A 17,178-nucleotide genomic window follows, 5' to 3' on the forward strand; every position below is an offset into this window, starting at 1 on the left:
AGGTCGGGCAGATGACAGCAGTGCGTACCGAGCATCTCACGGTCGACGAAAGGCGGGCGCGCGGCCGTCAGGCGCGTAGAGATACGCCATTGGCCGCGCTCGCGGATCTGGCAGAGAGTGACCGTGATCCGATATCACTGCTCGAATTGCAGGCGAAGTCGCGGGTACAGGACCTGGTGCCCATCCGATACGGGCGGATGTCGGCATCGCGGTTCTCGTTCTTCCGCGGCGCTGCTCTGGTGATGGCCGACGATTTGTCACGCAGTCCGGATTCGGGTCTTGCCAGCCAACTCTGCGGCGACGCGCACCTGAGCAACTTCGGTATCTATGCGACGCCCGAGCGAAAACTCGCGTTCGACATCAACGACTTCGACGAAACGTACCCGGGACCGTTCGAATGGGACGTGAAACGACTGGCCGCAAGTTTGGTGATCGCCGCAAAGGACAACGGATTTTCGGGCAAGGAGCGGAAGAAGATCGTTCGCGGATGCGCGGCCGAGTATCGGGAAACCATGATCACCCAGGCAGGATTGGGAAATCTTGCAGTCTGGTACTCGCACATCGCACCCGAGGACGGGCTCGAGGCTCTCCAGATCGACCTGAAGAAGCGCATGCTTGCTCGCACACAAGCGACGCTGGACAAGGCTCGTCGCCGCGACAGTGTGCAGGCGGCAGGCAAGTTCACCGAAATCGTCGACGGCCGGCGGCAATTCATCAGTGATCCGCCGCTGATCGTGCCCGCAAACGAGTTGTTCGCAGGGACCGATCTCACGCAGATCGAGGAGTTGCTACGTCAGCGCGTTCGGTCGTATCGGAGCACGCTGCAGTGGGACCGTCGGGTGTTGCTCGAAAGCTTCGAGATGACGCACATTGCGCGGAAGGTTGTCGGTGTCGGGAGCGTCGGAACACGCGCATGGATGATCCTCATGAAAGGCGTCGACGACGACGATCCGTTGATCCTGCAGGTCAAGGAAGCGCAACCCTCGGTATTGTCCGGCTACGTCGATGGTCCGACCTTCAAGAACGAAGGGGAACGCGTCGTCAACGGGCAACGCTTGATGCAAGCGACAAGCGACATCTTTCTCGGCTGGGAACGAGGGCCGGGGCTCGACGAGGGTGAGCACGATTTCTACATTCGTCAACTGCGTGACGGTAAAGGGTCGGCAGTCATCGAAGAGATGGTGCCGCAGGGGCTGGAACTCTACGGGCGCCTGTGCGCCAGGGTCCTTGCCTACGCACACGCTCGCTCGTCCGATCGGATAGCGATCGCCGAATATCTCGGCGACGGAACCGAATTCGATTTCGCGATCGGGGAGTTCGCGGCTGCCTACGCCAAGCGCAATGCACGCGATCATGCCGCTCTGCTGACCGCGATCGACGACGGTCGCGTGTCAGCAGAGCGGGGAGTGTGACGACTCAGGCGAACACGCCGTCGAGCCAGCCCTGCCACGCTGCCGTTGCTGATCCACCGTCAGCGCCCTCTGCGAAGAGGTGATGGGCCGCGTCGACGTTGCCGCCGAAAGCATTTCGGCCGTAGAACCGCAGCAATGCGTCCTCGGTGCGCAAGCCGATGAACCAGTCGTTGATGTAGTCGACAATCGCGTCGACGGTTCCGATTCCGGGGACTTCCACCGACGCGGAGTCACCGACAGCGGCGCCCGAGGTGATTCCGAGGGCGCTGCGAAGCGTTCCCATCGCTTGCGGCGCGGACGAGGATTCCGGGCCTTCGGCCGAGACATAGGTGACGGGTTTTCCGGCGAAGTACCGCACGTATTGGCCGAGACTGTGCAGGTAGAAGTCCGTGTGCTTGCTCGCGCCGTCGTACTGGTTGTCCCAGTCATCGGCAAACACTCCGGCGTGGACGTAGCGGACAACGGCGGTGCTCTCGGCGCGGGCCTCGACGACGTATTCGAGGTTGTTGAACCAGCCGTCGGGGCCTTGCATGTGGATGGCGAGTTCGCGGGGTGGCTCCCACGTGGCGATGATCGGGCTGTCCGGGCGGCTGCCGTCGGCGGGGATCTCGAGAGGGGAGGGGAACATCCAGCCGGCCGTTTCGGCCGAGATGGCGGCCCAGATCTGCTCGGGGGTTCCTGGGACGACCACCTCGCGGCGGATTTCGAATTTCTCGGACATTGCTACTTCTCCGTTTCGGGCGCGTCGATCGCTTGGGTTGTGATGGTTTGGGGTGTGGTGAGGCTGGGATGCAGGGCGACAACGAGGCGGTGTTTGCGTCCGCCTTCGGAATTGCCGTCGTGATACTTGGCGACGAGTGAGTTGATCGACTCGCCGAGTTCGCCGGCGAAGGCGGCACGGTCGGCCGCCGTGGCAAAGGTGATGTCGCTGTCGATGGCAAAGGACGCCAACGGTTTTCCGGCTGCAGTTGCTCCGGCGATCAGTTCGCCGACCTCTCGGACGATCCGCGCTGCGAGACTGACGAGCCAGCGCGCCGAGAGTTGATCGGGGAACCGGCCCGGGTCCGGGGCGAGCGCCGACATGGCGGCAGGGGATATGACGTACGACGCGGCACTGGCCTGCATGATTCGCTCGGTCATGTTGCCTCGCTTGCGTTCCTCGACGAGCTCGACAAGTCCGTGGTCTTCGAGAGTGCGCAGGTGATAGTTCACCTTCTGGCGTGTCAGCCCGATCCGGGGCGCCAGCGAGGATGCCGATCCCGGCACCGCCAATTCGGCCAGAATCCGTTGCCGAATCGGATCGAGCGACGCCTCGGCAGCTCCGGGGCGATCGATGACTGCTACGTCCAACATGAGAAAACCATCCCACCGACAACTGAATCTGTCAAGACAGAAAAAATTGTCGGTGGGATGGTTTCGGAGGTTCGCTATCGCTTGAGGTCGGGCGGGTTGTTCAGATCCCGCGCCGAGTACGTGTCACACGACGAAATCTGGCCGGTCTGGTATCCGGTCTTGAACCACGCCTGCCGCTGTGCGGAGGAGCCGTGTGTCCAGCCTTCGGGGTTGACCCGACCGGTCGTGGACTTCTGGATGCGGTCGTCGCCCACCGATGACGCCGCCGAGAGGGCGTCTCGAATATCGCTCTCGGACAAGGGCTTCAGGAATGGTTGACCGGTCGCTTCGTCGGGAATCGTGTCCGCAAAATGTGCCCAGACGCCGGCGTAGCAATCGGCCTGGAGTTCGGTGCGAACCGCACCCGACTGCTCACCCTGCGGGTCGGCCTGCGCGCGGCCGATGTCGCCGAGCTGATTCTGGATGTGATGTCCGAACTCGTGCGCGACCACGTACTCCTGTGCGAGCGGTCCGGCGCTGGAACCGAAACGGTCGACGAGTAGTTGGAAGAAACTCGTGTCGAAGTACGCCGTTTGGTCCGCCGGGCAGTAGAACGGACCGACGTCACTCGACGCCTGGCCGCAACCGGTGTTGACCGAACCGCTGAACAAGACAACTTCGGGACGCACGTACGCCGTGCCGGTCTGCTTGACCAACTGCTGTTCCCAAACGTCGTCGAGGCTTCCGACGGTCAGCGTTACTCGGCAGTTCACATCGGCGTTGGCCTGAGCGCCGGTGCACTCGTCGACCGACGACAGTCCGGTCGACGAACTCGAAGTCTCGGTGGACGTGCCCAGTAATGAGCCGGGGTCACCGCCGAACAACAGCGCCAGGATCAGAACGATGATGCCGCCCGCGCCACCGCCGATCGCGATTTTGCCGCCGCGGCCACCGCCACCCCCGCCGCCTTGAACCTGAACGCGTCCCGCTTCGCCGCGGGCCCCCTCGTTGAAGGTCATCTATGTCCGCTTTCTGCTGTCGTGAACAAGTGCTTGCCGTCACTTCTGGAGATAGCTTCGCATGCGATGCGGGTCCGCGTTTCCGCTCTGTGCAGTTCGCTCCGTAGGATCGCAGGCAAAGTAGTCGGTCGTCGGTTATTGGAAGTAGTTCGAAAGGAATCCCGTGCTGCGCACACATCTCGCCGGTTCATTGCGACCCGAGCAGGCAGAGCAGACCGTAACGCTCACCGGTTGGGTAGCCAGGCGTCGTGATCACGGCGGAGTGATCTTCATCGATCTCCGTGATGCATCCGGAGTTGCGCAGGTAGTTTTCCGGGCAGGTGACGTGGCCGAGCAGGCGCACCGTCTGCGCGCGGAATACTGCGTTCGCGTGACCGGAACGGTCGAGGTTCGCCCCGAGGGCAACCAGAACTTCGAGATCCCCACCGGAGCGATCGAGGTCAACGCCACAGAACTCGAGGTTCTCAACGAAAGCGCACCGCTGCCGTTCCAGCTCGACGATCAGGTCGGCGAAGAAGCGCGCCTCAAGTACCGCTACCTCGACCTGCGTCGTGAAGGCCCCGGCTCCGCAATTCGCTTGCGCTCCAAGGTAAGTGCTGCAGCGCGCGGCGTTCTCGCGCATCACGAGTTCGTCGAGGTCGAGACTCCGACGCTCACGCGCTCGACGCCCGAGGGTGCCCGTGACTTCCTGGTGCCGTCGCGCCTTCAGCCCGGTAGCTTCTACGCACTGCCGCAGAGCCCGCAGCTGTTCAAGCAGCTCCTCATGGTCGGCGGCATCGAGCGCTACTACCAGATCGCACGTTGCTACCGCGACGAGGATTTCCGCGCCGATCGCCAGCCCGAGTTCACTCAGCTCGACATCGAGATGGCTTTCGTCAACCAGGACGACATCATCCTGCTCGCCGAGGAAATCCTCACGGCGCTCTGGAAGCTCGTCGGCCACGAGATCAAGACGCCGATCGACCGCATGACCTACACCGAGGCAATGCGTCGTTACGGCAGCGACAAGCCGGACCTGCGTTTCGACATCGAACTCGTCGAGTGCATGGACTTCTTCAAGGACACGACGTTCCGCGTGTTCCAGGCGGAGTACGTCGGCGCCGTTGTGATGCCCGGCGGTGCAAGCCAGCCGCGCAAGCAACTCGACGCCTGGCAGGAATGGGCCAAGCAGCGTGGGGCCAAGGGTCTGGCGTACGTGTTGGTCGGTGAAGACGGCACTCTCGGTGGACCTGTTGCCAAGAACCTGACCGACGCCGAGCGTGAGGGCCTGGCCGCCCACGTCGGAGCTCAGCCGGGAGACTGCGTCTTCTTCGCAGCTGGTGCAACGAAGCCGATGCGCGCCCTCCTCGGCGCTGCCCGTGGTGAGATCGCCCGCAAGAAGGACCTCATCGATCCTGACGCGTGGGCCTTCGTGTGGATCGTCGACGCTCCGATGTTCGAGCCGACCGCCGACGCCACTGCATCCGGTGACGTCGCTCTCGGCCACTCCGCGTGGACCGCCGTGCACCACGCGTTCACGTCGCCGAAGCCGGAGTTCTTCGACACGTTCGACACCGATCCGGATTCCGCTCTCGCCTACGCGTACGACATCGTCTGCAACGGCAACGAGATCGGCGGCGGCAGTATTCGTATCCACCGCAAGGACATTCAGGAACGAGTGTTCAAGGTGATGGGTATCTCCGAGGACGAGGCGCAGGAGCAGTTCGGCTTCCTCCTCGACGCCTTCGCCTTCGGTGCGCCGCCGCACGGCGGAATCGCATTCGGCTGGGACCGCATCACCGCGCTCCTCGCCGGCATGGATTCCATCCGTGAGGTCATCGCGTTCCCGAAGTCCGGCGGCGGCGTCGACCCGCTGACGGATGCTCCGGCACCGATCTCGGCTCAGCAGCGCAAGGAATCGGGTATCGACGCGAAGCCCGAGAAGAAGTCAGAGGACAAGAAGTCCGAAGGCGACACCGGCGAAGCCAAGTAGAGCCGACACCGGATCGCCATGCTGCATTTGCGGGTGATCTGCCCGACCGAGCGCACCGAGCAAGTTCTCGGTGCGCTCGCGTCGCAGCGGGGCGCGACACACATCGTCGTGATGCGCGATGTCGCGGTTCATCCTGCCGGCGACATGGTGGAGGCCGACGTCGCCCGTGAGGCGGCAAACGACGTCGTCGATGCCCTGAACGAACTCGGCGTCGCCGAAGACGGCGGAATGACGCTCGTACCGGTCGAGACGGTGTTGTCGGCGTCGGCGCGCAAAGCCGAGCGTGACGTGCCTGGTGATCCCGCGGATTCCGTCGTGTGGGAGGAATTGCTGTCCCGCACTCGCGAAGAGTCGACTCTCAACGGATTGTTCGTCGCGTTCCTGACCATTGCGTGTCTGCTGGCCGCGATCGGCGTCGTCACCGACTCTCAGATCACGATCGTCGGCGCCATGGTCGTCGGTCCGGAGTTCGGTCCGCTGGCTGCTTTGGCAGTCGCACTCGTACGGCGAGATCGACGGTTGCGTCGACGTTCGATTCTCGCGCTTGCCGTCGGATTCCCCATCGCGATGGGCGTGACGCTTGCCGCAACGTTCGTGGTGAAGTTCTTCGGATGGATGGACGTCGTCAGTCTCGAGTCACTCCACGAGGTCGATTTCGTATACAAGGTCGGGCCCATTTCGTTTGTCGTCGCGCTTCTTGCCGGTGCGGCTGGGATGCTGGCACTCGTCTCGTCGAAGTCCGCTGCCTTGGTCGGGGTGTTCATCTCTGTCACCACGGTTCCTGCCGCCGGTTTCGCGGTGGTTGCGGCAGCAAACGGAGAATGGCGGATCGCCGGGTTGTCGTCTCTGCAACTGGCTGTCAACCTGCTCGGGATCGTCACTGCCTGCGTGCTTGTTCTCTGGCTCAGAACCCGGGCCGACGAGGAATTCGAAGCAGCGTTGAAAGGCATTTCTCGATTTGTCGACGAGGACAAGACTCCATGACGTCGCCGGTTCGGAGTTCTGCTCACCGACAGCAAAATTCTCGAGAGAACTGTGTGCCGGTGTGGCGATTGGGGACTTTTGTCATCGCCGCAGGTAGTCGGCAATTTCTGTTGCTGTGAGGCCTTGAATTCTCCGCTGCGAGCGGACGAGCTGGGCATGATCGGAGTCACTAACGGGTAAGTTGGTCGGTGATGACCGCATTACTGGCAGACCCCGTTTCCGAAGTCGTCGCAGCTGCTGAGCAGTTGCTGACACGCCGCACAGGGGCACCCGTAACCCTGGTGGATCCCGTAGATCTCGGGGGGAGTGGCCGCACCGTCGTGCTGCGCGTTCGTGTCGCCGAGAACCCGTTCTCCCTGCCCCGAACTTTGGTGATCAAGCAGGTCCGCGACAACTTCCAGGGAGCTACCAAAACAGCGATTGCGCTCCCGGCCGCGTCCGAAGGTGACTTCGACGTCGAGACCGCATTCCTTCGTGAAGCGGTGTCGTATCAGTTCGCCAACGCGCTTGCCAAGGACGCACGCCCCGGCGCCGAACTGTTGGCGTCCGACCTCGATGCTCGCCTCCTGATCCTGAGTGATCTCGGCGACGCCACCGCAATCAGCGTCCGACTCGAAGACTCCGACCCGGACACCGTCACTTACACGTTGATGGCCATGGCTCAGGCAATGGGACGCATGCACGCCGCGACCGTCGGCCGGGAGGACGACTTCACCGCACTGCTGCGTCGAGCCGAGGTTGCCCATTGCTCCGATGAAGTTGCGGATCAGGTGGGACGCGCAGTGGCCGGTGTTCCCGCGATGCTGGTGGAAAGTCTCGGCATCGATGTGAGTTCGGACATTCTCGAGCAGGTTCAGCACGCGCAGACACTGTTCAGTGGCGGTCGGTTCCGTGCCTTCAGTCCGTCGGACCTGTGCCCCGACAACATCATCGTCAACGACGACGGCGTGCAGTTCCTCGACTACGAGTGGGGTGGCTACCGCGACGCTCTCCTCGACATCACCTACGCGTTGGTGTCTTTTCCCGGCTGCCTGTGCAACATCGACCTGACCGAAGAGCGGGCGTCGGCGATGGTCGATGCCTGGCGGGCCGAGGTAGTGGGGATGTGGCCCGCCCTGGCCGACGAGGCCGAATTGGGGCGCAGGATCGTCGAGGCCCAACTCATCTGGGTCTGGCTCAGTACCTATCTGTACCTGCCCGAGGATCATTCGCGTATCGCCGCCGTCCGCGAACATTATCTCTCGATTCCACGCGCCGACGCACTGGTCGGACGCTGGGCCAGGCTCGCACGCTCGGCTCAGCTCGCCGGCAACGACGCCGTCGAGGCACACGCCCGCGACGTCGTGGCGGCGCTGCGGACCGAGTTCAGCTGAGGCCCTGACCGATCACACACGGAAGGGCGCCCGTGCACGAAGCACGAGCGCCCTTTCTCGGTCGAGTCCGCTCAGTTGTCGGAGACCAGATCGTTCTCGGACAGGTCCGTCGCCGCGAGCGCCGTCGCCAGATCGGGATGCCGGAACGTCGACGTCACCTGGTCGGCCACGACTCGGAAAGCAGAGGCCAGGGTCGCGGACTTGTCCGGTTCGGTCGCCCACGTTGCGGTCTGTTCGACGACGACCACGCCGTGGTGGACGTACATCTTTCCGGGGACGAGCGTGATGCCGGCGTTGGTGGCCCACTCGCGCAGGGCAGCGAGTCCCTGGCTCGCGCCCTTGGGGCCGCCTACCTCGATGTCGTCACTCGACAACTGCAGCAGAGTGTCGACGTCTTGGGAGTTGAGTGCATCGTGCCACGCGAGGACGGTGGCGATCTCGGAGGTGCTCATGGCGACAACGCTATCCAATGCGGATTCACGACTGGGTGAGGGCTGGCGGAACAGCGGATTGTGTCGGGCGTCGGTGGTCTCTAGTAGCGTCGATTCGTGAGCGATTGGCAAGCGGAAGACAGTGTGGGGGCGAAAGACGGCGTGGTGGCGGAAGACGGCCTGTTCGAGGCAACTCCGGAGGAATCCGCGATCGTCGACGAACCAGATGTCGTGTCTGTAGCCGAGCGCGCCCTGTCCTCGGTGCCGCCCGGAGCTCCTCTGGCTGTCCGCATGCGTCCGCTCACTCTTGGTGAAGTTGTCGGTCAACAGCACTTACTCGGGCCCGGCGCGCCACTCCGCAGAATGGTCGAGGGGTCCGGCGCCGCATCGGTACTTCTGTACGGACCTCCCGGCACCGGCAAGACCACGCTCGCATCGTTGATCTCGGGTGCTACCGGCCGCCGGTTCGAGGCTCTGTCGGCTCTGTCCGCCGGAGTCAAAGAAGTCCGCGGCGTCATCGAACTCGCGCGCCGCCGCCTGCTGAACGGCGAACAAACCGTCTTGTTCATCGACGAAGTTCATCGCTTCTCCAAGACCCAACAGGACGCCTTGCTGGCCGCGGTCGAGAACCGCATCGTGCTCTTGGTCGGCGCGACCACCGAGAACCCGTCGTTCTCGGTCGTCTCCGCTCTGTTGTCGCGCTCGTTGGTCCTGCAACTGCAATCGCTCACCGCTGCGGATGTCCAGGAACTGCTCGAGCGCGCTGTCGCCGACGAACGCGGGTTCGGCGGAGCGATCACTATCGACGACGACGCGATGGAACACCTCGTTCGTCTGGCGGCCGGCGACGCCCGCCGAGCCCTGACGGCACTCGAGGCTGCCGCCGGGGCTGCACTGGACACCGCAGGTGACGCTTCGGGCCCGGTGGTGCTCGACCTCGCGACCGTCGAGGCCAGTGTCGACAAGGCCGCGGTTCGGTACGACCGTGCCGGAGATCAGCACTACGACGTCATCAGTGCATTCATCAAGAGCATTCGTGGATCAGACGTCGACGCCGCCCTGCACTACCTCGCACGGATGCTGACCGCGGGCGAAGACCCTCGCTTCATCGCACGGCGTCTGGTGGTTCACGCCAGCGAAGACATCGGCATGGCTGATCCGATGGCGCTGCAGACTGCCACCGCCGCGGCGCAGGCAGTGCAGCTGATCGGTATGCCGGAGGCTCGTCTGGCGCTGGCACAGGCCACCATTCATCTGGCGACGGCTCCCAAATCGGGTGCGGTCATCGCCGCACTCGGCGCGGCCATGGCCGACGTGGCCGCCGGAAAATCCGGACTGGTACCGCCGCACCTGCGTGACGGGCACTACAAGGGCGCCGAGCAATTGGGCAACGCAGTCGGATACAAGTACCCGCACGACACACGTGATGGTGTTCTGCGGCAACAGTATCCACCGGACGATCTGGTGGGTGTCGACTATTACCAGCCCACCGCGCACGGCAACGAGCGGGAGATCGCCGATCGGGTGAGCAAACTTCGCCGAATAGTTCGTGGCTGACGCCTGCCAGGTTCCACCGGCCGACGCGTTAGTCTGGACACCCATAGCTCGACGCTCTTGAAGGTAAGGACCGGTTAGTGCAAACCCACGAGATCCGCAGGCGATTCCTCGACCACTTCGTCAAGGCCGGCCACACCGAGGTGCCCAGCGCCTCGCTGATTCTCGACGACCCGAACCTTCTGTTCGTCAACGCGGGCATGGTTCCGTTCGTGCCGTTCTTCCTCGGGCAGCAGACGCCGTCCTACTCACGGGCGACGTCCGTGCAGAAGTGCGTCCGCACCCTGGACATCGAAGAGGTCGGCATCACCACCCGCCACAACACCTTCTTCCAGATGGCGGGCAACTTCTCCTTCGGTGACTACTTCAAGAAGGAAGCCATCTCCCACGCCTGGCAGTTGCTGACAGGTTCGGTCGAGGACGGCGGATACGGCATCGATCCCACGCGCCTGTGGGCCACCGTCTACCTCGACGACGACGAAGCGTTCTCGATCTGGCGCGACGAGGTAGGAGTGCCCGAAGAGCGCATCCAGCGCCGCGGCATGAAGGACAACTACTGGTCCATGGGCATTCCCGGGCCGTGCGGCCCCTGCTCGGAGATCTTCTACGACCGCGGCGCCGAATACGGCGTCGAGGGTGGCCCCGAAGCCGACGAGGATCGCTACATCGAGATCTGGAACCTCGTGTTCATGCAGAACGAGCGCGGCGAGGGCACCAACAAGGGCGACTACCCGATCCTCGGACCGTTGCCGAAGAAGAACATCGACACCGGCATGGGCGTCGAGCGCGTTGCGTTCCTCCTGCAGGGCGTCGAAAACGTCTACGAGACAGATCTTCTCCGCCCCGTCATCGACAAGGCCGCCGAACTGACCGGCAGTGTCTACGGGACCGACCACACTTCAGATGTCCGTTTCCGCGTCATCGCCGACCACGCACGCACCGCAGCGATGTTGATCGCCGACGGTGTAAATCCGGGCAACTACGGCCGCGGCTACGTCCTGCGCCGGTTGCTGCGTCGCATCGTGCGTTCGGCCAAACTGCTCGGCAGCGAGCAGCCCACCATGCGCGAGTTCATGGTCGTCGTCCGCGACACGATGGCGCCGTCGTACCCGGTTTTGGAAACCGACTTCACGCGCATCGAGAACGTCGCCGTCGGCGAGGAGACCGCGTTCCTCAAGACGCTGGCTTCGGGTTCTGCTCTGTTCGAGAATGCTGCCGAGACGGTCAAGTCGTCCGGAAAGTCGGTCATCGCCGGCGATCAGGCATTTGCACTGCACGACACCTACGGCTTCCCGATCGATCTCACGCTCGAGATGGCGTCCGAGGCCGGTCTCACCGTGGACGAGGACGGCTTCCGCACGCTCATGGCCGAGCAGCGCAAGCGCGCCAAGGACGACGCTCAAGCGCGCAAGCACGCCCATGCCGACCTCACGGTCTACAAGGAACTGCTCGACCGAGGCGCCACCGAGTTCACCGGTTTCGACGAGCTCGTCTCCGAGGCTCACGTCCTCGCACTGATCGTCGACGGTGTCCGCGTGCCGGTCGCGAAGGCCGGTCAGGACGTCGAGGTCATCCTCGACCGCAGCCCGCTTTACGCAGAGTCCGGTGGACAGATCGCCGACATCGGTTCGCTCACCGCGCCGGGCCTCGAAGCCAAGGTCAACGACGTACAGAAGATCGCCAAGAAGGTCTGGACGCACAAGGTGACGGTGCAGAAGGGTGAGATCACCGAGGGCGACGTCGTGCTCGCGCACGTCGACGCCGAGTGGCGCAAGGGTGCAACCCAGGGGCACTCCGGTACCCACATGGTGCACGCGGCGCTGCGTCAGGTGCTCGGCCCCAACGCGGTGCAGGCAGGCTCGCTCAACAAGCCGGGTTACCTCCGCTTCGACTTCTCCTGGCAGGGCGCGCTGTCCGACTCCCAGAAGCAGGACATCGAGGCACTCACCAACGAAGCCGTGGCGTCGAACTACGCGGTCAACACATTTGTCACGGATCTCGACAAGGCCAAGGCGATGGGTGCGATGGCACTCTTCGGTGAGAACTACGGCGACGAGGTTCGCGTCGTCGAAATCGGCGGCCCGTTCTCGATGGAACTGTGCGGTGGCACTCACGTCGGAAGCTCCGCACAGATCGGTCAGGTAACGCTGCTCGGTGAACAGTCGGTCGGCTCCGGAATCCGACGCGTCGAGGCGTACGTCGGTTTGGACTCCTACCGCTACCTCGCCAAGGAACGCGCGCTCCTGGCCGGACTCTCCTCCTCGCTGAAGGTTCCTTCGGAAGAGGTGCCCGCCCGCGTCGAGGCGCTCGTCGAGCGACTCAAGGTGGCCGAGAAGGAACTCGAACAGACAAAGGCCAAGGCAGTGCTGGCGTCAGCAGGCGAGTACGTCGCCAAGGCCAAGCGCATCGGCAGTGTCCTCGTCATCGCCGAGCCTGCTCCCGCCGGAGTCGGCGGAAACGACCTGCGCAGCCTAGTCACGGACATCAAGGGTCGCCTCGGCTCCGAACCTGCCGTCGTAGCTCTGCTCGGTGACGTCGACGGCAAGGTTCCGTTCGTGGTCGCCTCGAGCAAGGCAGCTCAAGGTCTCGGTGTGAAGGCCGGTGAGCTGGTCGCGTCGTTCGGTCCCAAGATCGGCGGCCGCGGCGGCGGAAAGCCCGACATGGCCCAGGGTTCGGGTTCGGACTCCGCCGGAATCCCGGCGGCGCTCGATGCGATCCGGGACAGAGTCGGAGAGCTGGCGGGCGGCAGCTGACGGTGGTGGCTACGCAGCAGGGTCCCGATCGCCCCGGCATCGACGACCCTGGTCGCGGGCGGCGCATCGCCATCGACGTGGGCAGTGTTCGCATCGGCGTCGCGTCCAGCGACCCCGACGGCATCCTCGCGACACCGGTGGAAACGGTTCCACGCTCGAAGGAGCGTGGGCCCGACGCGCCGGATATCCGGCGCATTATCGCCATCGTGTCCGAATACGAGGCCGTTGAGGTTATCGTCGGACTGCCACAGACGCTGCGCGGTGAGCAAGGTAAAGCCGCCGGTATCGCGACTGCATTCGCCAAACGACTGCAGCGGGCCGTCGAACCGATCCCGGTGAGACTGTCCGACGAACGACTGACGACCGTCACGGCTGCGCGCAATCTCCGCGAAAGTGGAGTCAAGGCACGCGGCCAGCGACCGATGATCGATCAGGCTGCGGCGGTGGAAATCCTGCAAGGCTGGCTGGACGAGCGGAGTAGAGCTGTGAAACCAGGGGAGTCGTCGAAGGACGCTGCACTGGAGGGCGATCTGTGAACGCGCGGTGGGATGAGGGCGGCGGAAGCCGGCCCACCAGTTCGTTCGACTTCGACAACGACGAGACCATGGTCATGCGTGCACTGCCGCAGAACATCGATCCGCCGCATATGTCGCGAGCCGAGGCACGCAAGCAACGCGAAGCGCGCAACAAGCGCGCCAAGCGTGGCAAGAAGGTCGGCGTTCTCGCCCTGCTGGTGTTGGTGATCGCAGTCCTCGGTGTCGGTGCATACGGCGCTCTCTGGTACATGGATCGCAACAAGACCGCGGAGGATTTTGCCGGCCCCGGCGGCGCACCCGTGGTCATCCAGATCAACAGTGGAGAAACCGCATCGGAGATCGGTGCGACGCTCGAGGCGAAGAACGTCGTCGCGAGTTCCGCTGCTTTCTACAACGCGGCGATCGCCAATCCGTCTGAGATCCAGAAGGTGCAACCCGGCTTCTACCAGGTGCCGGTGCAGAGTAGCGCCGCGAGCGCACTCGACACCTTGGTTGCCCCGGACTCCCGAGTCGGCAGTGTTGTCATCGCCGAAGGGCGTCAGCTGCACGACAGTTCGGACGCGCAGACCGGCTCGCTCAAGAAGGGCATCTACAACCTCATTTCCGAGGCGAGTTGTGTCGGCCCGGTTTCCGCTCAGAAATGTGTCTCGACAGACGAATTGAACACTGCGGGAGCATCTTCCGATCTGGCTTCGCTCGGCGTGCCCGAATGGGCGATGTCGTCGGTCAAGAGCGTGCCGGACAAGGACCGTCAGCTCGAAGGCCTGATCGCCGCCAGCAGTTGGGATTTCGATCCCACCGCGACGCCCACCGAGATCCTGCGGTCGTTGGTCGAGGGTAGCGCCGCCAAGTACGAGGCCACGGGAATTCTGACAGCCGGCAGCGGGGTCGGAATGTCTCCGTACCAGTTGTTGGTGGCAGCGTCGCTGGTCGAGCGTGAGGCGTTGCCCGCAGACATGGCCAAGGTCGCGCGGGTGATCGTCAACCGACTCGCAGTCGATCAGCCTCTGCAGTTCGACTCCACGGTCAACTACTCACTCGACACCACCGAGGTCGCAACCACGGATGCCGACCGTGAGCGCGTCACGCCGTGGAACACGTACGCAATGCCGGGTCTGCCTGCAACGCCCATCGCTTCGCCGAGCATCGACGCGCTGAAGGCCGTGGAATCGCCGGCGGCCGGTGACTGGTTGTACTTCGTCACAATCAACAAGGAAGGCCAGACGCTCTTCACCAAGAGCTACGAGGAGCATTTGGCCAACATCGAACTGGCACAGCAAAGTGGGATTCTCGACAGTGGACGGTAGTACCGCGACTTCGCTCGCGACGCCACGTAAGGCGGCAGTTCTCGGAAGCCCGATCGCTCACTCGAAGTCCCCGTTGCTGCATCTTGCGGCGTACGCGGCTTTGGGGCTGAGCGATTGGACCTACGAGCGGATCGAATGCACCGGCGAGCAGTTGCCTGCCCTCGTCGACTCACTCGGCCCCGAATGGATCGGCCTCTCGGTGACGATGCCGGGCAAGATCGCAGCACTCGAATATGCCACCGAACGCACACCGCGAGCGGTGACCATCGGCTCGGCCAACACCCTGGTTCGCATCGACGGCGGTTGGCGTGCCGACTGCACGGACGTCGACGGAGTCAGCGGTGCGTTGATCGCCGGCGGTGTCGGCGATCTCAGCGGCACTTCGGCGGTAGTTGTCGGCGCGGGCGGCACCGCGCGGCCGGCATTGGTCGCGTTGGCCGACATGGGAGTTCGGACAGTCACCGTGGTCGCGCGTGATCCGGGGCGCGCATCCGGTGCCATCGAATGCGGCGGCGCGGTCGGGTTGGACATTGATCTGGTCGCCTTCGACGACGCACGGCTAGGCGGGATCTGCGCCGAATCCTCGGTCTTGGTCAGTACCGTTCCCGCGGAAGCGGCAGCGCCCTTTGCCCAGCAATTGGGGAAGGCGCGATTTGTCCTCGACGCGATCTACAACCCCTGGCCGACGCCACTTGCTTCGGTTGTCGAGGCGGCCGATGGCACGGTGATCGGTGGCCTTGAGATGTTGCTCAATCAGGCCTTCGGGCAGGTAGAGCAGTTCACGGGCAAGCCCGCTCCGCGAGAGGCGATGGCAGCCGCTATCGCTTAGGTCTGTTCACAGTGTCGAGGTAGTCCACAAGACGATTCGTAGTCTGCCGCTGGCGAACGGCAGACGCCAAGCTCGAAACCATGTGGACGTTGATGGTCTTGGCAGGCTCGGGGGTAGTCGCTGGCTTCGGAGCTCGGGCGATCGTCGACAATTGGTTGCGGCGACACGGTTATCGACCAGTCGTGACTTTCTGTTGTGTGCCGCAGTGCGCCGTCGCAACAGGCTGGGTTGTCGTCGGTGCGCTGAATACCTCGGTGGTGCAGTTATTTTCCGGTCTCGCCGTGGTGTGGTGGTGCGTCGCGATCTCGACTGTCGACCTGGCTGTGCGTCGGCTGCCCAACAGTTTCACGCTGCCGGGCTACGCCGTCGTGATGGTCTACGCGACGGTGTCGGGAACGGTGTGGGTGGCGGTGGTGGGGTCGGCACTGCTCGCCGGAATCCACCTCCTGGCGCACGTGATGTCGCCTGGTTCCATGGGCGTCGGCGATGTGAAGCTCTCGCTTCCTCTGGGCGCCGTGACCGGATTGGTGGGAGCGGACGCCTGGCTGTGGTCGTTGGTGTCTGCCTCGGTGCTCACCGCAACGCTGGGCACCGCGCTGGAACTGCGAAGACGAGGGCTGGTAGCCCACAATTCGCCCATTGCGCACGGACCCTCGATGTGCCTGGCAGCCTGCGGTTCGATTGCGTTTGCCTGGCTGACGTGACGAGTGCAACATCCGCGAGAAGTCTGGCGTTATTGACCGTTCAACGACGGACGGTGAACTGCAGGAAAGACGTAACCGTCGGTTTCATAAATGCGGGTATTGCCAGCGCGCGGTCCCAGTATGCGGCGAGTCGGACTTGCCGAATGTCCACACCCTGACGTTCACTGAGGTTTCGGAAATGGGACAAAACGAATCTCGTTTCGCACTCGATTATCGGGGGAACCTATGCGCACAAGGCTTTTCGTCGCTGCGGCAGCCTGTTTGGCGGCTGTGGCTGCAGGAGCGGGCGTCGCCGGCGCCGCGCCTGCACCTTCATCGGTGGCACTGGGCGGGGGCTCAGGAATCCTGCTGCCGGACGTGGATCACTCCGATCCTGACCGAGTTGCAGCATGCACGTTGACCGCGGTCGGCTACGACAACGCCGGTTCTCTCGTGGCACTCACCGCCGGACACTGCGGAGTTGTCGGGGACCGGGTGTTCGCCGAGTACCTGCCCGAGGCCGGACCCATCGGTCGGTTCTCTTACTCGAGTCCGGTCTCGGACATCGCCGTGATCGATCTCGACGACGCCAAGGTAGCTCCGCTGCGTACCGTCGGCGGCACGACGATCAACGGAATCGGCGCCCCGCCGGCACCGGGCACGATCGTGTGCAAGGAAGGCCGTTCGACCGGCAACACGTGCGGTATCACCTGGGGTTACGACTCCGTCTACGGTGAGATCGTCGAGCACACGTGCTCGATTCCCGGTGATTCCGGTGGACCGCTCGTCGTCGGTGACCGCCTGGTGGGCTTGATCAGCAACGGCTACCCGCCGTACTGCTTCGAGCCGCTTCCGCCGCCGTTCCACGCTCCCGACAACTCGGCGGACATCAACATCGGTTTGGCTGACATCAACGCAAACGGTGGAGGATTCCGCCTGTTCTAGACCCACAGGTACCTCTGAGATGGCCCACACGCCTCGTGCGTGTGGGCC

15 protein-coding genes are annotated in these 17,178 nt (G+C 63.8%); 11 read left to right on the forward strand and 4 right to left on the reverse strand.

Annotated elements, in window-relative coordinates:
* Window positions 1–11 precede the first annotated feature (11 nt).
* Complete coding sequence (locus tag ACN50D_RS04355) at window positions 12–1,412, forward strand: DUF2252 domain-containing protein (RefSeq protein WP_007728051.1); 1,401 nt, start codon at window positions 12–14, stop codon at window positions 1,410–1,412.
* Between the two features lie 4 nt (window positions 1,413–1,416).
* Here ACN50D_RS04355 and ACN50D_RS04360 read toward each other — a convergent pair whose 3' ends face one another.
* From ACN50D_RS04360 to ACN50D_RS04370, 3 genes are all read right to left on the reverse strand, one after another.
* Complete coding sequence (locus ACN50D_RS04360; protein ID WP_211920208.1) at window positions 1,417–2,133, reverse strand: SRPBCC domain-containing protein; 717 nt, start codon at window positions 2,131–2,133, stop codon at window positions 1,417–1,419.
* 2 nt (window positions 2,134–2,135) lie between these two features.
* Complete coding sequence (locus ACN50D_RS04365) at window positions 2,136–2,765, reverse strand: ArsR/SmtB family transcription factor (protein ID WP_007728048.1); 630 nt, start codon at window positions 2,763–2,765, stop codon at window positions 2,136–2,138.
* Window positions 2,766–2,839: 74 nt separating this feature from the next.
* Entirely contained in the window at window positions 2,840–3,763 is a 924-nt protein-coding gene (locus ACN50D_RS04370) for a neutral zinc metallopeptidase (RefSeq protein ID WP_042448761.1), read from the reverse strand.
* 163 nt (window positions 3,764–3,926) lie between these two features.
* On the opposite strand from ACN50D_RS04370, the gene aspS reads away from it, so the two are divergent.
* From aspS to ACN50D_RS04385, 3 genes are all read left to right on the forward strand, one after another.
* Window positions 3,927–5,735 carry an aspartate--tRNA ligase gene (aspS, locus tag ACN50D_RS04375; RefSeq protein WP_050656336.1) on the forward strand — a complete coding sequence of 603 codons (1,809 nt, stop codon included), beginning with the start codon at window positions 3,927–3,929 and terminating at the stop codon, window positions 5,733–5,735.
* Between the two features lie 18 nt (window positions 5,736–5,753).
* Window positions 5,754–6,719 (forward strand): DUF389 domain-containing protein, encoded by a 966-nt coding sequence (locus ACN50D_RS04380; protein WP_042448764.1) that lies wholly within the window; start codon window positions 5,754–5,756, stop codon window positions 6,717–6,719.
* Between the two features lie 191 nt (window positions 6,720–6,910).
* Window positions 6,911–8,092, forward strand: coding sequence for a kinase (locus ACN50D_RS04385; protein ID WP_042448767.1), 1,182 nt, complete (start codon window positions 6,911–6,913; stop codon window positions 8,090–8,092).
* A gap of 71 nt (window positions 8,093–8,163) precedes the next feature.
* On the opposite strand, the gene ACN50D_RS04390 is transcribed toward ACN50D_RS04385, so the two are convergent.
* Window positions 8,164–8,544 (reverse strand): nuclear transport factor 2 family protein, encoded by a 381-nt coding sequence (locus tag ACN50D_RS04390; RefSeq protein WP_211920206.1) that lies wholly within the window; start codon window positions 8,542–8,544, stop codon window positions 8,164–8,166.
* A 96-nt stretch (window positions 8,545–8,640) separates the two neighbouring features.
* Here ACN50D_RS04390 and ACN50D_RS04395 point away from each other — a divergent pair, with 96 nt between their 5' ends.
* The 7 genes from ACN50D_RS04395 (at window position 8,641) to ACN50D_RS04425 (ending at window position 17,130) form a co-directional block, all read left to right on the forward strand.
* Window positions 8,641–10,080 (forward strand): replication-associated recombination protein A, encoded by a 1,440-nt coding sequence (locus ACN50D_RS04395; protein ID WP_370852743.1) that lies wholly within the window; start codon window positions 8,641–8,643, stop codon window positions 10,078–10,080.
* A 77-nt stretch (window positions 10,081–10,157) separates the two neighbouring features.
* Window positions 10,158–12,830, forward strand: a complete 2,673-nt coding sequence (gene alaS / locus ACN50D_RS04400) for an alanine--tRNA ligase (RefSeq protein WP_030536427.1) — start codon at window positions 10,158–10,160, stop codon at window positions 12,828–12,830.
* Window positions 12,831–12,832: 2 nt separating this feature from the next.
* Window positions 12,833–13,366: a Holliday junction resolvase RuvX gene (gene ruvX / locus ACN50D_RS04405; RefSeq protein WP_003944838.1), complete on the forward strand. Its 534-nt coding sequence runs from the start codon at window positions 12,833–12,835 to the stop codon at window positions 13,364–13,366.
* Window positions 13,363–14,673: an endolytic transglycosylase MltG gene (gene mltG / locus ACN50D_RS04410; RefSeq protein WP_042445689.1), complete on the forward strand. Its 1,311-nt coding sequence runs from the start codon at window positions 13,363–13,365 to the stop codon at window positions 14,671–14,673. The genes ruvX and mltG overlap by 4 nt, the downstream gene beginning before the upstream one ends.
* Entirely contained in the window at window positions 14,663–15,502 is an 840-nt protein-coding gene (locus ACN50D_RS04415; RefSeq protein WP_003944839.1) for a shikimate dehydrogenase, read from the forward strand. Before mltG ends, ACN50D_RS04415 begins: the two co-directional genes overlap by 11 nt.
* 197 nt (window positions 15,503–15,699) lie before the next feature.
* Window positions 15,700–16,206 carry an A24 family peptidase gene (locus ACN50D_RS04420; protein ID WP_307850397.1) on the forward strand — a complete coding sequence of 169 codons (507 nt, stop codon included), beginning with the start codon at window positions 15,700–15,702 and terminating at the stop codon, window positions 16,204–16,206.
* 225 nt (window positions 16,207–16,431) lie between these two features.
* Window positions 16,432–17,130 (forward strand): S1 family peptidase, encoded by a 699-nt coding sequence (locus ACN50D_RS04425; protein ID WP_007728030.1) that lies wholly within the window; start codon window positions 16,432–16,434, stop codon window positions 17,128–17,130.
* Window positions 17,131–17,178: the final 48 nt, after the last annotated feature.

Origin of the sequence: Rhodococcus sp. SB1D, assembly GCF_048573875.1 — a bacterium.
In the GTDB taxonomy this organism is placed as follows: domain Bacteria; phylum Actinomycetota; class Actinomycetes; order Mycobacteriales; family Mycobacteriaceae; genus Rhodococcus_F; species Rhodococcus_F qingshengii.